The organism is Ruegeria denitrificans (genome assembly GCF_001458295.1).
Classification (GTDB): domain Bacteria; phylum Pseudomonadota; class Alphaproteobacteria; order Rhodobacterales; family Rhodobacteraceae; genus Ruegeria; species Ruegeria denitrificans.
This window is the reverse complement of record NZ_CYUD01000003.1, coordinates 82,371-96,396: the sequence shown is the minus strand read 5'-3', so window position 1 is coordinate 96,396 and position 14,026 is coordinate 82,371. Positions and strand designations below refer to the sequence as shown.

Sequence of the window (14,026 nt, the reverse complement as noted above, 5' to 3'; positions counted from 1 at the left end):
TCCAATGCGTTTTTTATCTGGAGTCCGACAGTTTCTGAAGAAGTCAGCGCGGCGTGAGAACGGCAATCTCACTCTGGAATCCCTGCTGATGTTTCCGATCTTTGTAATGACGGTTTCGCTGGCCTACACGTTCTTTGACGGTTTTCGCCAAAGTACTCTGAACATCAAAGCGGCATACACGGTAAGCGATCTGATCTCTCGCGAGAAAGGCTTGATTAACGACACTTACATCACCTCTATGCGTACACTGATGCAACGGATGGTAGACAGTCCCGCAGAGATGAGACTGCGTGTGTCGCACATCACGTATGACGCTGAGAATGACGAGTATTTCGTCGATTGGACCACAACGTGCGGATTTCCAGGAATTTGGAATGACAGCAATATCGAATTACTACGCGACAGACTTCCGCCCATGGCAGACGCTGAACCCATGATCATAGTCGAATCTTCAAATGACTATGAATGGACAGTCAAGCCAGCCTGGCTCAATACCGACTACCAGTTCGAGAACTATGTCTTCACGCGGCCACGATTTGATCCCGTCAGAGGGGATGTTTCTCTTCAGGGCTGCCAGACGTAACGAGCGCCTGCAGCATTTCGCACATAAATTTGGTTTCGGCGGCAGTTGTTACGCCGCCGACACCTATTCTGCGCCCCAAACGCCACCATAAGCCAGGCGCCCAGCTGTTTTCGGTACTTTCCCTTGTCTTTAGAAGAAACCCGTTTGACGGTTTGAACGCAAAGACGCCTCGGTCGATGCCTTCGATATCCTCGACCCTGGCAATCAATTGACCTGCCCCGGTTCTAAGTTCGGTTTGCGTCAATTCGATCGAATCATCGGTCGCAAACCACATTCGGTAGGCCAACCAGAAAGACGCGCCGCCAACCGCAAGCAGAAAAACCAGCCATACCGGTTCTGTTGGATGCGACAACGCGACATACAGAACAAGTACTCCGACACAGCCCAACATTCCGGTGCCCAACCAACGTCTGGCGATTGAAGGTTTAATGGTGGCCAAAACGTCTTGTTGCATGTGACTCCCCGATATTTTCCTCAGGGTTTAACGGTTTTGTACAGGGAAGGACAGAGGGGTAGATTTCCGCACATCATCCGTTCTGTTCTGCGGATTGACCCACCCCGCGCCATTCATACATGGATGCCAAAGCTATTGGAGGCCACAATGTCCCTACGTCCAGTTTTGGAAACCCGCAGCTCTACCCCCACGCTTGAGGGCGCAGGCGTTAAGCTGCATCGCGCGTTCGGGTTTCAAGACCCGTCGGAATTGGACCCTTTCCTGCTGTTCGACGACTTTCGCAATGAGCACCCGCAGGATTATCAGGCGGGTTTTCCATGGCATCCCCATCGTGGCATCGAAACAATCACCTATGTTCTGGCCGGCACAGTCGATCACTCGGATTCGCTTGGCAACAGCGGGACGCTAGGTGCCGGAGATGTGCAGTGGATGACAGCCGGGTCCGGGATCCTGCATCAGGAGATGCCCGAGGGCAATCCTGCAGGCCAGATGCACGGGTTCCAGCTTTGGGGCAACCTGCCCTCGGCTCAGAAGATGACCGCGCCGCGTTATCAGGACGTACAAAGCAAGGATATCCCGGAAGTCATCGACGATGACGGCACAACAGTCCGTGTGATTGTAGGAGAGTTCTGGGGCAAGACCGGACCGGTCGACGGGATCGCAGCCGACCCGCAATATCTGGACATTCAAATCCCCCCGGGCGTCAAGAAAACCTTGCGGATCGACACCTATCGCCGTGCATTCGCATATGTGTTCGAAGGTCAGGCCGCCTTTGCCGATGCATCACAACCGACGGGCATCCTGCTGGAAAAGGAAGTTGCCGGTCAAGAGGTGAACATCCGCGACATGTCCGGTAATCGAACGCTGGTTCGTTTTGGCACCGGGGATGAAATTACGGTACAGGCTGGCCCTGAAGGCGTGCGGTTTCTTTTGATCTCAGGTGCACCGATTGCCGAACCCGTGGCCTGGCACGGGCCAATTGTCATGAATACGCGGTCTGAGTTGGAACAGGCTTTTCGAGAGCTGCGCAATGGTACTTTCATCCAACCCGCGCATTAGGCCGAGACCGACCGGCGGACAATGTCCCAATAGACCTGCTCGACCTCATCCAGCGACAGACGCCCACCCGCGCGATACCAGGTCATCACCCCGTTCAGCATGGCAATGACGGCGAGAGTAGCAATTTTGGTGTCCGCGATATCGAACACCCCACCCTCTTGCCCCCTACTCAGGATGGCCTCAAGCGTGTCTTCATACTTGCGGCGCAAGGCTTCAATCTCCGAGAAATTTTCGGGCGTCAGGTTACGCAACTCCATATAGGCAATGAACACTTCATCCGGTCGCTCCAGGTGAAAGCGGATGTGAAACCCCACGAATTGACGCAATGCTTGGGACGCATCAGCTGACTGCTCAAGCTCGTCATAGGCCGACAGTAAGTCTTGCATGTGTTCGTGCATCAGACGGTAGAGCAGGCTTTGTTTGTCGGGCGTGTAGTTGTAAAGCGCTCCGGCTTGCACCCCGACCTCGAACGCGATCTGGCGCATCGAGACAGCCGCGTAGCCGTGACGGGCAAACAACGCCAACGCCGCCTTGCGAATGCGTGGGCCGGTGATATCGGAATGTGAACCTTGCGTGCGTGCCATTCCCTCACCGTATCTGAACGTTTGTTCAGATAGAACCCCGCTTGAACCAAGCCCCCAAAAGGTGCATCAGGGGTGCAGTTGTCCTTGAAAGGGTTCTGCATGAAGCCCCTGACCTTGCTGATCCTGATGCTTGCCTGCGCCGGTTGCGCCGATTTCCCAGAACTGGAAGGAAGCGAGCCGCCAGAGCTTAAATCAGCTCGTTATCCCATGCTTATCACGCTGCAGGACAACCTGGGCCCGCCGGTTGATCCGGTGAATGAGGCTGCCGAGGTTGAAGAAGACTTGCTCGCGCGACGCGAGGCGCTTGAGGAAAAGTCAGAAGACCTCCAGAACGCAGAAATTAATTGAGCCTCCGCGATTCAGCCCCACCCGGACCCACGACGCATTGCACCCTAGCGCCGAACCCGCTAAGGCAGCGCTGAACGGTCAACAGGCCCGATACCACGAGATTTCGAGCGGAAAGGAACCCACGAGATGACACAGGCGCTGCGGCTGGGAATTGCGGGCTTGGGAACAGTTGGCGTGGGTGTCGTAAAGATCATCCGCCGCCACGCGGATCTGTTGCAGGCGCGTACGGGGCGACCTGTCGAGATTGTCGCCGTCTCGGCGCGCGATGCGAACAAAGATCGCGACGTGAACCTGTCGGACTATGTCTGGGAAACGGACCCCGTGGCGCTGGCAAAACGCGACGATATCGACGTGTTCGTCGAATTGATCGGCGGTGAAAACGGTCCGGCCAAAGCCTCGGTCGAGGCGGCGCTGGCCACAGGCAAAGACGTAGTGACCGCCAACAAAGCGCTGCTGGCGATCCATGGTCAGGAACTAGCCGAAATGGCCGAGGCTGCCGGTCGCGTGATCCGGTTCGAAGCTGCCGTTGCCGGCGGTATCCCGGTGATCAAATCGCTGACCGAAGGTCTGGCCGGGAATGAGATCACCCGCGTCATGGGCGTGATGAACGGCACCTGCAACTATATCCTGACCCGCATGCAATCGCAGGAACTGGGCTATAACGCGCTATTCGAAGAATGCGCGCAGCTTGGTTATCTTGAGGCCGATCCGAACCTCGACGTAGGCGGCATCGACGCGGCGCATAAGCTGGCCCTGCTGTCCTCGATCGCTTTTGGCACCAAGCCGAATTTCAATGGCATCCAAATCGAAGGCATTCAGCACATCAGCCTAGACGACATTCATCAGGCGGCTGATATGGGCTATCGCATCAAACTGCTGGGCGTAGCACAACGTTCAGCTCGCGGTTTGGAACAACGTATGCAGCCCTGCCTGGTGCCCAGCAGCTCGCCCCTGGGGCAGTTGGAAGGGGGCACCAACATGGTGGTGATTGAAGGTGACGCGGTGGAACAAGTCGTTCTGCGCGGCCCCGGGGCCGGCGAAGGCCCCACGGCCAGCGCCGTGATGGGCGACGTTTGTGATCTGGCGCGTGGGCTGCAAATCCCGACCTTTGGCCGCCCGGCGGCATCTCTACAAGATGCTAAACCTGCCGTGACCGGTCTGCCCGCCCCTTATTATCTGCGCCTTGCCCTGTTCGACAAACCCGGTGCGCTGGCCAAAGTGGCGGCCATTCTGGGCGATGCAGGTGTTTCGATCGACCGAATGCGCCAATACGGGCACACCGAAAGCACCGCTCCGGTTCTGATCGTCACCCACAAAACCACGCGCGCCACGCTGGACGTTGCCCTGAACGGGCTGCGGGAAACAGATGTGGTCGCGGAAGAGCCTGTTGCACTGCGCATAGAAGAGGTTTGACCCTTGCGGCCTACCTAAGACGCAGGCTATGCCGAAGAAAACGCCGATACTGACCTGAGGATAGTGAAAATGAGTGCTGCCAAGATTGATTTCAACGACCGCCTGTTGTCTCTGGGCCTTGCGCGGGTCGCAGAACAGGCCGCACTGGCCTCGGCTTCACTGGTCGGCCGCGGCGATGAGAAGGCCGCCGATCAGGCGGCGGTAAACGCCATGCGTGAACAGCTGAACCTGCTGGATATTGCAGGCGTCGTTGTGATCGGTGAAGGCGAGCGCGACGAAGCGCCCATGCTGTTTATCGGTGAAGAGGTCGGCACCGGAAACGGCCCCGGCGTGGATATCGCGCTGGACCCGCTGGAAGGCACCACTCTGACCGCCAAAGACATGCCGAACGCGCTGACCGTGATCGCCATGGGTCCGCGCGGATCAATGCTGCATGCGCCCGACGTCTATATGGATAAGCTGGCTATTGGTCCGGGATATCCCGAAGGTGTGGTTAATCTGGACATGTCGCCCCGCGAGCGTGTTGAAGCCTTGGCCAAGGCCAAGGATTGCAAGCCCGCAGATATCACCGTGTGCATTCTGGAACGTCCCCGTCACGAAGCGATGATCGCTGAGGTCCGTGAAACCGGTGCCTCGATCCGGCTGATCACCGATGGTGACGTGGCCGGTGTCATGCACTGCGCCGAAAGCGAAACAACCGGTATCGACATGTATATGGGTTCGGGTGGCGCGCCTGAGGGTGTTCTGGCCGCTGCTGCACTGAAATGCATGGGTGGGCAGATCTTTGGCCGCCTGCTGTTCCGCAACGATGACGAGCGTGGCCGCGCTGCCAAAGCAGGCATTACCGATCTGGACCGCGTGTATTCCCGCGACGAGATGGTCACCGCCGACGTGATCTTTGCCGCAACCGGCGTGACCGGTGGATCGCTGCTGCCGCGCATTAAGCGCGAGCCAGGTTGGGTTGAGACCACCACCCTGCTGATGCGGTCGAAAACCGGTTCGGTTCGCCGCATGTCTTACCGCACGCCGATGTGGCCACACGACAAGGCGTGATGGCTTGCGCCTTTGCCAGTGGCAGAGTTATCGATAGCTAATAAGAGGCCGGGTCCGAGAGGGTCCGGCCTTGATATATGAAAGGCAGGTCATGGGCTTTTTAGGGGTTGAGCAGTCATTGAGCGGGCGGCGCTGGGTTGGGCCATCGGCCGAAACCGAGCGGGCCACCGAAATGCTGATCCAACAAGCCGGCCTGCCCCGCGCTGTGTGTCAAGTTCTGGCGCGACGCGGCGTCCCCGCAATGGAGGCCTCTGGGTTTCTAGAACCCAAGCTGAAAGAACTGCTGCCCGATCCGCGCGACATGAAGGATATGGAGAAGGCCGCGATGCGGTTCCTGTCAGCGGTCAGGAACAAGCAGCAGATCGCCGTGTTCGCAGATTATGACGTGGATGGCGGCAGTTCCGCAGCGTTGTTGCTGGTGTGGCTGCGGCAGATGGGCCTGCAGACAACCCTGTACGTGCCCGACAGGATTGATGAGGGCTATGGCCCCAACGCACCTGCCATGCAGGAACTGGCCGCCACGCATGACCTGATCATCTGCGTCGATTGCGGCACGCTCAGCCACGAGCCAATTGCAGCCGCCAAGGGTGCGGATGTGATCGTGTTGGATCACCATTTGGGCGGCGAAACCCTGCCCGACTGTGTCGCCGTGGTGAACCCGAACCGGCAGGATGAAAGCGGCGATTTGGGCTATCTCTGTGCCGCCGGCGTCGTTTTCCTGATGTTGGTCGAAGCCGGACGTCAACTGCGTGAGGCGGGCGCGAAAGGCCCTGACCTGATCAGCCTGTTGGACCTTGTAGCGCTGGCGACCGTGGCGGATGTCGCCCCCTTGATCGGCGCGAACCGGGCGCTTGTGCGTCAGGGGCTAAAGGTTATGGCCCAACGGCAGAGGCCGGGCCTGGTGGCCCTGTCTGACGTGGCGCGCATGGACTCTGCGCCGAACAGTTATCACCTGGGGTTCCTGTTGGGACCACGCGTGAACGCAGGTGGGCGCATCGGTCAGGCGGACTTGGGCGCGCGGTTGCTCAGCACCGATTCGATGCATGAGGCGCAGGCGCTATCGCAAAGGCTGGATGAATTGAACACCGAGCGCCGCGACATTGAAAATGCCGTGCGTGCCGCAGCATTGGAACAGGCCGAGGAACGCGGTCTGGACGCGCCGCTTGTCTGGGCTGCTGGCGAGGGCTGGCACCCTGGCGTGGTCGGCATCGTAGCCTCACGCCTGAAAGAAAACGCCAACCGCCCCGCGATTGTCATCGGCTTTGACGGGGATGAGGGCAAAGGCTCGGGCCGCTCGATCTCGGGCGTTGATCTGGGCGCGTCGATTCAACGGCTTGCAGCCGAAGGGTTGCTGGTCAAGGGCGGTGGTCACAAGATGGCGGCGGGTCTAACCTTGATGCGAGACCAGCTGAAACCAGCCATGGCGCGTCTCAGTGAACTGCTGGCCAAACAAGGCGCGGGCGAAGGTGGTCCGGCTGATCTGAAGCTGGACGGCACCTTGATGCCTGGTGCAGCCACCATTGATCTGATCGAACAGATCGAAAAGGCCGGGCCGTTCGGGGCCAGCGCCCCTGCCCCGCGATATGCCCTGCCCGACCTGCAGGTGCGCTTTGCCAAGCGCGTCGGAGAATCCCATCTGAAACTGTCTTTGTCCGACGGAGTTGGCGGTGGCCTTGATGCCATTGCCTTTGGGGCCTTTGACGGTCCGATGGGCGACAGGCTGTCAAATCACGGTGGCGCACGCTTTCATTTTGCAGGGCGGTTGGAAGTGAACACATGGGGCGGACGCCAAAGCGTACAACTCAGGCTCGAAGACGCAGCAGAGGCAAATTAGGCCTGATTTCGAGCCCGGTAAAAAAGTTTCACAGCCTTGCGTTTTTCGGCTTGCGGGGGTGCAAGGTAAACCGTAAAAGGCCCTCCACAAGCCAGCGTGGCCCGTTCGTCTATCGGTTAGGACGCCAGGTTTTCAACCTGGAAAGAGGGGTTCGATTCCCCTACGGGCTACCATTTCCTTTCTTTCGCACCGCTTGTCTTGTCGCAGATTTTGAAATCTGCCTTCAGGTAGATTGCGTTTCCAGCATGATCTCTGCTGCAGAGAGGCAATTTTTTAACCCGAAAACGAACTGCGCAAATCTTTGCACGGCCATATCGTTCCCGGTTGACCACAATCACCTTTGGTTGAGATTCATGGCCACCATTAATCGCCCCAACCATGATGGTGCCACTGAAAATACTCCGGCGGCCATAAAACTCATCTGAACTCCGGACACCAAAAATTCCTTTGCGCCAACGAAAGTTGACGCAACCCCGCCATGACAGAAGATTGGTTTTATGGTATTTTAACAACGACTTAAAAAGAGCACCTGAGAAGGCCTAAGAGGATGAGACCCGCCTTTGAAACAGGCAAAAAATCTATTTACTAAAATTTTAGTTTGACACGCGCGCAGAAAATCGCTGATGCTACCCGTCATCCGGTTAACGCCGGACAACCATAATTTTTTGGGAGGAAAGAGATGCGGAGACATCTACTTTCCGCAGTGGCGGCGGCTGCCGTCATTGCGGGGCACGGTCCCGTTTGGGCCGACGAAGCCGCAGCACAACGTTGGATCGACGACGAATTCCAGCCATCGACCTTGTCGAAAGACGAACAGATGTCGGAAATGCAGTGGTTCATCGAAGCTGCACAGCCTTATGCTGGCATGGAAATCAACGTCCTGTCCGAAGGCATCCCGACCCACTCTTACGAATCCGAGGTCCTGACCAAGGCGTTCGAGGAAATCACCGGCATCAAGGTTAACCACCAGATCCTCGGCGAAGGCGAAGTGGTTCAGGCGGTTCAGACACAGTTGCAGACCGGTCGGAACCTGTATGACGGCTATGTCAACGACAGCGACCTGATCGGCACCCACTCGCGCCTGCAACTGGCCTATCCGCTGACGGACATGATGGCTGGTGACTGGGCGGCGGCGACATCGCCGACGCTGGATCTAGATGACTTCATGGGCATTCAGTTCACCACCGGTCCAGATGGCAAGCTGTACCAACTGCCTGACCAGCAGTTCGCGAACCTCTATTGGTTCCGCAAGGACTGGTTCGATGACGAAGCCAACAAAGCCGCGTTCAAAGAGAAATACGGCTATGATCTGGGCGTTCCGGTCAACTGGTCCGCATACGAAGATATCGCGGATTTCTTCACCAATGATGTGAAAGAGGTCGACGGTGTGGCGATTTATGGCCACATGGATTACGGCAAGCGCGCGCCCGATCTCGGCTGGCGCATGACCGACGCCTGGTTGTCGATGGCTGGTGCTGGCGACAAGGGTGAGCCGAACGGTATTCCCGTCGACGAATGGGGCATCCGCATGGAAGCGGGTACCTGCAACCCTGTCGGTGCGTCCGTATCGCGCGGCGGTGCTGCAAACGGTCCGGCTGCGGTCTATGCGATCCGTAAGTGGGACGAATGGCTGCGGAACTATGCGCCTCCGGGTGCGGCATCTTACGACTTCTACCAGTCGCTGCCGGCGCTCAGCCAGGGCAACGTGGCTCAGCAGATCTTCTGGTACACTGCCTTTACGGCCGACATGGTCAAGCCGAAGTCCGAAGGCAATAACACCGTGGACGACGAAGGCACGCCGCTGTGGCGGATGGCACCCAGCCCGCATGGTCCCTATTGGGAAGATGGCCAGAAAGTTGGCTATCAGGACGTGGGGTCATGGACTTTCCTGAAATCGACCCCAGCGGATCGTGCTCAGGCGGCCTGGCTTTATGCTCAGTTCGTGACCTCCAAGACTGTCGACGTGAAGAAGTCCCACGTGGGTCTGACCTTCATCCGCGACAGCTCGGTCAACCACGAGTCGTTCACCGAACGCGCACCCAAGCTGGGTGGTCTGGTCGAGTTCTACCGCTCGCCCGACCGTGTGGCATGGTCGCCGACCGGCATCAACGTTCCGGACTATCCCAAGCTGGCCCAGATCTGGTGGCAGCAGATCGGTGACGTGAACTCGGGTGCGTTTACTCCGCAAGAGGCGATGGACCGTCTGGCCGAAGAGATGGACATCACCATGGCCCGCATGCAGGCCGCGGATGAAAGCGCCGGTGTCTACGGTGGCTGTGGTCCTCGCCTAAACGAACCGCAGGACGCGTCCTTCTGGTTGGAAAAAGAGGGTTCGCCAAAGGCCAAGCTTGAGAACGAAAAGCCGCAAGGCCAGACCGTCAACTATGACGAACTGGTTCAGCGCTGGCAGTCTCAGTGAACCTTTGAAACCTGGGGGTGCCGGTTCAGGCATCCCCACCCCAAAGACCAGTGCGATGCACTGAAGGACCGGAATTCACGGACATGATCGAACTTCAAGATGCCACCAAACGTGTTGGCAACGTCATCCATATCAAACCCACCAACCTGACGCTGCAAACGGGCCATTTCAACGTGCTGCTGGGCGCGACGGGCTCGGGCAAGACCTCTCTGATCAAGATGATGGCCGGGCTGGACCCGATCGCCTCGGGCAAAGTTCTGATGGATGGACAGGATGTGACACGGCTGAACACGCAAAAGCGTCAAATCAGCCTAGTACACCAATTTTTCGTCAACTACCCACATATGAGTGTTTTCGACAACATCGCTTCGCCCCTGCGCGTGGCTGGTATGGCGAAATCCGAGATTGAAGGCCGTGTGGAAGAGGCCGCCGACCTGCTGCAGCTTCGTCCGATGCTGCACCGTCGCCCGCACGAGCTGTCGGGCGGACAGCAACAACGTACCGCGCTGGCCCGCGCCATCGCGAAGGAAAGCCGCGCCGTGTTTCTGGATGAACCGCTGGCGAACCTCGATTACAAGCTGCGCGAAGAACTGCGCGAGCAACTGCCAGATCTGTTCGCCGGACGCGGCGCAGTTGTGGTTTATGCGACGTCGGAACCGGAAGAGGCGCTGCTGCTGGGCGGCTATACTGCACTGATGGAAGACGGCCGCATCACACAGTTCGGCCCTACAGCCGACATTTACCGCAATCCGGAAAATATCGCCGCCGCGCGCGTATTCTCGGACCCGCCGATCAATGTGGGTCGGGTCAAAGTGATAGGCGCTATGGCACAATTAGAGGGTGGCGGTCGCTGGAACGTCTCGGGCATGGCCGATGGTGATTATGCCGTCGCCGTTCGCCCGCATCGCGTGACACCGTTCCGCACCTCGGATGCGGATGTGGAACTAACGGGCCGTGTGATCGTAACCGAACTGTCGGGTTCGGATTCCAGCGCACATTTTCAGCATGGTGAGGACGCCTGGGTCTCTCTGGCCGCTGGTGTGCATCCCTATCAGGTGGGTGAAGACCACAGTTTCTACATGAACCCGGCCCATTGCCGGTATTTCGGCCAAGACGGCAAAAGGGTGGCCTGACATGGCACAAATCAAACTTTCAAACCTGCGACACAGCTATATGCCCGCACCGAAAGGCCCGGACGACTACGCACTGAAGGAAATCGACGTGACCTGGCGCGATGGCGGTGCCTATGCGTTGCTGGGCCCTTCCGGGTGTGGCAAGTCCACGCTGCTAAACATCATCTCGGGGCTTTTGACCCCGTCTGAGGGGCAGATCCTGTTCGACGGTCAAGATGTCACTACCCTGCCCCCCGATCAGCGCAACATCGCACAGGTGTTCCAGTTTCCGGTGATCTACGACACGATGACTGTTGGCGAAAATCTTGCATTCCCACTAAAGAACCGGGGCGTTGATCCCGCGACGATCAAGCGGCGCGTCGATGAGATCGCCGAGATGCTGGACGTTGCGGATATGCTGGGCACACGTGCCTCTGGTCTAAGCCCGGACAACAAACAGAAAATCTCGATGGGCCGTGGTCTGGTTCGTGACGATGTGAACGCGGTGATGTTTGACGAACCGCTGACCGTGATCGACCCGCATCTAAAATGGAAACTGCGATCCAAGCTGAAAGAACTGCATCAGCGCGTGCAGGCCACGATGATCTATGTGACCCACGACCAGACCGAGGCGCTGACTTTCGCCGACGAAGTCGTCGTGATGCAAGACGGCGAAGTGGTGCAGATCGGCACGCCGGTTGAGCTGTTCGAGCGCCCCCAGCATACATTTGTCGGTCATTTCATCGGCTCGCCCGGTATGAATGTGCTGCCCTGCGAGGCCAAGGGCGACCGCGCTTTATTCGAAGGTCACGAGGTGATGCTGGAAGGCCCAACCCATGGTGACGGAGGTCGAACCGATCTGGGCATCCGACCTGAGTATGTCGGCTTTGGCGATACGGGCATCCCGGCACATGTCACTAAAGTCTCGGACATAGGCCGTCATTTCGTGGTCAGCGCGATGGTTGGCAACACGGCCCTCAAGGCCGTGACCGAACACAGCGTGCCCGAACCCGGCTCAGAGGTCTTCCTGCAATTTAAACCCGAACAATCCCGCGTCTATCGTGACGGCTGGATCGCAACGCAGGAGCGGGCGCAATGAGAACGGAAAACCAAAAAGCCTGGTTCTTTGTCCTGCCAGTCCTGGCACTTGTGGCGTTTAACGCGCTGGTGCCGATGATGACGGTGGTCAATTACTCGGTGCAGGAGACCTTCGGAAACAACCAGTTCTTCTGGGAAGGACTGGGTTGGTTCGAACAAATCCTGCGCTCGGACCGGTTCCAAGCAGCCCTCGGTCGGCAGTTCCTCTTTACCTTCCTGATCCTGCTGATCGAGGTGCCGCTGGGCATTATCGTAGCCCTTTCGATGCCGCGCAAAGGCTTTTGGGTGCCGGTTTGTCTGGTGCTGATGGCCCTGCCCATGCTGATCCCTTGGAACGTGGTCGGCTCGATGTGGAACATCTTCACCCTGCCCAAGATCGGGTTGCTGGGATACTTCCTGAATGATGTTCTGGGCATCAATTATGACATGACCCAACAGCCGATTTCGGCCTGGATTACGGTCATCGTCATGGATGTCTGGCACTGGACGTCACTGGTCGTGCTGCTGTGCTATGCGGGCCTCGTATCGATCCCGGATGCATATTATCAGGCCGCCAAGATCGACGGTGCCAGCCCGTGGTCCGTGTTCCGCTATATCCAGCTGCCCAAGATGAAGACGGTTCTGACCATCGCCGTTCTCCTGCGCTTCATGGACAGCTTCAACATCTATACCGAGCCCTTCGTGCTGACCGGCGGTGGCCCCGGCAACTCAACCACCCTTCTGTCGATCGACCTTGTGAAGATCGCGCTGGGACAATTCGACCTTGGCCCTGCAGCCGCCATGAGCCTGATCTATTTCGCTATAACGTTGCTGGTTAGCTGGGTCTTCTACACTTTGATGACAAAGGATGACGCGCAATGAAGAAGCGGTCCCTTATCCCGATCCTCTATATCGCGTTCCTGATGCTGCCGATCTATTGGCTAGTGGCGATGTCCTTCAAGACCACGAACGAGATTCTGTCAGGCTTTTCGCTGTTTCCCCAGACCTTTACACTGGAGAATTACATCACGATCTTCACCGATCCAACATGGTATTGGGGCTACATCAACTCGATCATCTATGTGACGATCAATACGGTGCTGTCAGTCTGTGTTGCTCTGCCTGCGGCCTATGCGTTCTCGCGCTATCGGTTCCTGGGTGATAAGCAGCTGTTCTTCTGGCTGCTGACCAACCGGATGGCACCGGCTGCGGTGTTTGCGCTGCCATTCTTCCAGCTCTATTCGTCGATCCACCTGTTCGACACTTATCTGGCCGTGGCTCTGGCGCATACGCTGTTCAACGTGCCGCTGGCGGTGTGGATTCTGGAAGGATTCATGCGTGGCATCCCGAAAGAGCTGGATGAGACAGCCTATGTCGACGGTTATTCCTTCCCGCGTTTCTTCGTGACGATCTTCCTGCCCAATATCAAAGCGGGCGTCGGCGTCGCAGCCTTCTTCTGCTTCATGTTTTCATGGGTGGAAATGCTGCTGGCCAAAACCCTGACCGCAGTCGAGGCCAAACCCATCGCAGCCGTGATGACCCGTACAGCCTCCAGCGCGGGGTATGAGTTGGGTCTGCTGGCCGCTGCCGGTACGCTAACTATCATCCCCGGTGCAATCGTCATCTGGTTTGTCCGCAACTACATCGCGCGCGGTTTCGCGATGGGACGTGTGTGAGGTTCAATATGCGTAAACTTCTTCTCACCCTTCCCTTCCTGCCCACAACGGCGTTTGCCCAAGCAAAGGCTGGATGGGGCAATGTCGGCCAGCAAGAGGAAAAAGGGTTCTCGTGGACCGACCCATTGTGGCCCGATTTCTGGATGGCCTGGACCCCGGCCACATTGGCCGTATTCGTGGGCATCTTTTCGGCTATTGCCCTGATCGGCGTGCTCGAAGGGTTCAAGTTTCGCGACGGGATCGAACGGCGCGGCGTGCTGGGCCTGACGACCACGCTGGGGGACAGGCTGTTCATCACCCTGCTGGGCTCGGCTTATATCTTCCTCGCATGGCTGGGACTGGTCGGCCAACCGGTCTGGACGCCACTTTTCCTGTCCATCGGCTGGGGCATCTTCGTCTTCTGGAAAGTTTAAG

The 14,026-nt window shown here is 57.9% G+C and carries 14 protein-coding genes and 1 tRNA gene; 13 read left to right on the top strand and 2 right to left on the bottom strand.

The genetic code is table 11. The features are described 5' to 3' along the window. Positions 1–4: 4 nt before the first annotated feature. Positions 5–583 carry a TadE/TadG family type IV pilus assembly protein gene (locus tag RUE5091_RS05225; protein WP_058280843.1) on the top strand — a complete coding sequence of 193 codons (579 nt, stop codon included), beginning with the start codon at positions 5–7 and terminating at the stop codon, positions 581–583. Here the strand turns inward: RUE5091_RS05225 and RUE5091_RS05220 are convergent. Then, complete coding sequence (locus RUE5091_RS05220) at positions 546–1,037, bottom strand: hypothetical protein (protein ID WP_058280842.1); 492 nt, start codon at positions 1,035–1,037, stop codon at positions 546–548. The genes RUE5091_RS05225 and RUE5091_RS05220 overlap by 38 nt on opposite strands. 147 nt (positions 1,038–1,184) lie before the next feature. Here RUE5091_RS05220 and RUE5091_RS05215 point away from each other — a divergent pair, with 147 nt between their 5' ends. After that, a complete protein-coding gene (locus RUE5091_RS05215; protein ID WP_058281097.1) occupies positions 1,185–2,096 on the top strand; it encodes a pirin family protein in 912 nt (303 codons plus the stop codon). Here RUE5091_RS05215 and RUE5091_RS05210 read toward each other — a convergent pair. After that, positions 2,093–2,680 (bottom strand): TetR/AcrR family transcriptional regulator, encoded by a 588-nt coding sequence (locus RUE5091_RS05210; RefSeq protein ID WP_058280841.1) that lies wholly within the window; start codon positions 2,678–2,680, stop codon positions 2,093–2,095. The genes RUE5091_RS05215 and RUE5091_RS05210 overlap by 4 nt on opposite strands. Before the next feature lie 99 nt (positions 2,681–2,779). Between RUE5091_RS05210 and RUE5091_RS05205 the strand changes: the two genes are divergently transcribed. The 11 genes from RUE5091_RS05205 to RUE5091_RS05150 all read left to right on the top strand — a co-directional run bounded on the left by RUE5091_RS05205 (position 2,780) and on the right by RUE5091_RS05150 (position 14,025). Beyond that, positions 2,780–3,028: a hypothetical protein gene (locus tag RUE5091_RS05205; RefSeq protein WP_058280840.1), complete on the top strand. Its 249-nt coding sequence runs from the start codon at positions 2,780–2,782 to the stop codon at positions 3,026–3,028. A gap of 126 nt (positions 3,029–3,154) precedes the next feature. Continuing rightward, complete coding sequence (locus RUE5091_RS05200) at positions 3,155–4,441, top strand: homoserine dehydrogenase (RefSeq protein ID WP_058280839.1); 1,287 nt, start codon at positions 3,155–3,157, stop codon at positions 4,439–4,441. A 69-nt stretch (positions 4,442–4,510) separates the two neighbouring features. Continuing rightward, the gene (gene glpX, locus RUE5091_RS05195; RefSeq protein ID WP_058280838.1) at positions 4,511–5,494 is read left to right on the top strand and encodes a class II fructose-bisphosphatase; all 984 of its coding nucleotides are present in this window, start codon (positions 4,511–4,513) and stop codon (positions 5,492–5,494) included. A gap of 91 nt (positions 5,495–5,585) precedes the next feature. Beyond that, on the top strand, positions 5,586–7,328 hold the full coding sequence (gene recJ / locus RUE5091_RS05190) for a single-stranded-DNA-specific exonuclease RecJ (RefSeq protein ID WP_058280837.1): 1,743 nt from the start codon (positions 5,586–5,588) through the stop codon (positions 7,326–7,328). Positions 7,329–7,426: 98 nt separating this feature from the next. Further along, a tRNA-Glu gene (locus RUE5091_RS05185) sits at positions 7,427–7,501 on the top strand. A gap of 506 nt (positions 7,502–8,007) precedes the next feature. After that, positions 8,008–9,747: an ABC transporter substrate-binding protein gene (locus RUE5091_RS05175; RefSeq protein ID WP_058280835.1), complete on the top strand. Its 1,740-nt coding sequence runs from the start codon at positions 8,008–8,010 to the stop codon at positions 9,745–9,747. Positions 9,748–9,830: 83 nt separating this feature from the next. After that, positions 9,831–10,880, top strand: coding sequence for an ABC transporter ATP-binding protein (locus tag RUE5091_RS05170; protein ID WP_058280834.1), 1,050 nt, complete (start codon positions 9,831–9,833; stop codon positions 10,878–10,880). A 1-nt stretch (position 10,881) separates the two neighbouring features. Further along, entirely contained in the window at positions 10,882–11,958 is a 1,077-nt protein-coding gene (locus RUE5091_RS05165) for an ABC transporter ATP-binding protein (protein WP_058280833.1), read from the top strand. After that, entirely contained in the window at positions 11,955–12,818 is an 864-nt protein-coding gene (locus RUE5091_RS05160) for a carbohydrate ABC transporter permease (RefSeq protein WP_058280832.1), read from the top strand. The genes RUE5091_RS05165 and RUE5091_RS05160 overlap by 4 nt, the downstream gene beginning before the upstream one ends. After that, positions 12,815–13,612, top strand: coding sequence for a carbohydrate ABC transporter permease (locus RUE5091_RS05155; protein WP_058280831.1), 798 nt, complete (start codon positions 12,815–12,817; stop codon positions 13,610–13,612). Before RUE5091_RS05160 ends, RUE5091_RS05155 begins: the two co-directional genes overlap by 4 nt. A gap of 143 nt (positions 13,613–13,755) precedes the next feature. Further along, a complete protein-coding gene (locus RUE5091_RS05150) occupies positions 13,756–14,025 on the top strand; it encodes a DUF2160 domain-containing protein (protein WP_370731977.1) in 270 nt (89 codons plus the stop codon). Position 14,026 lies beyond the last annotated feature (1 nt).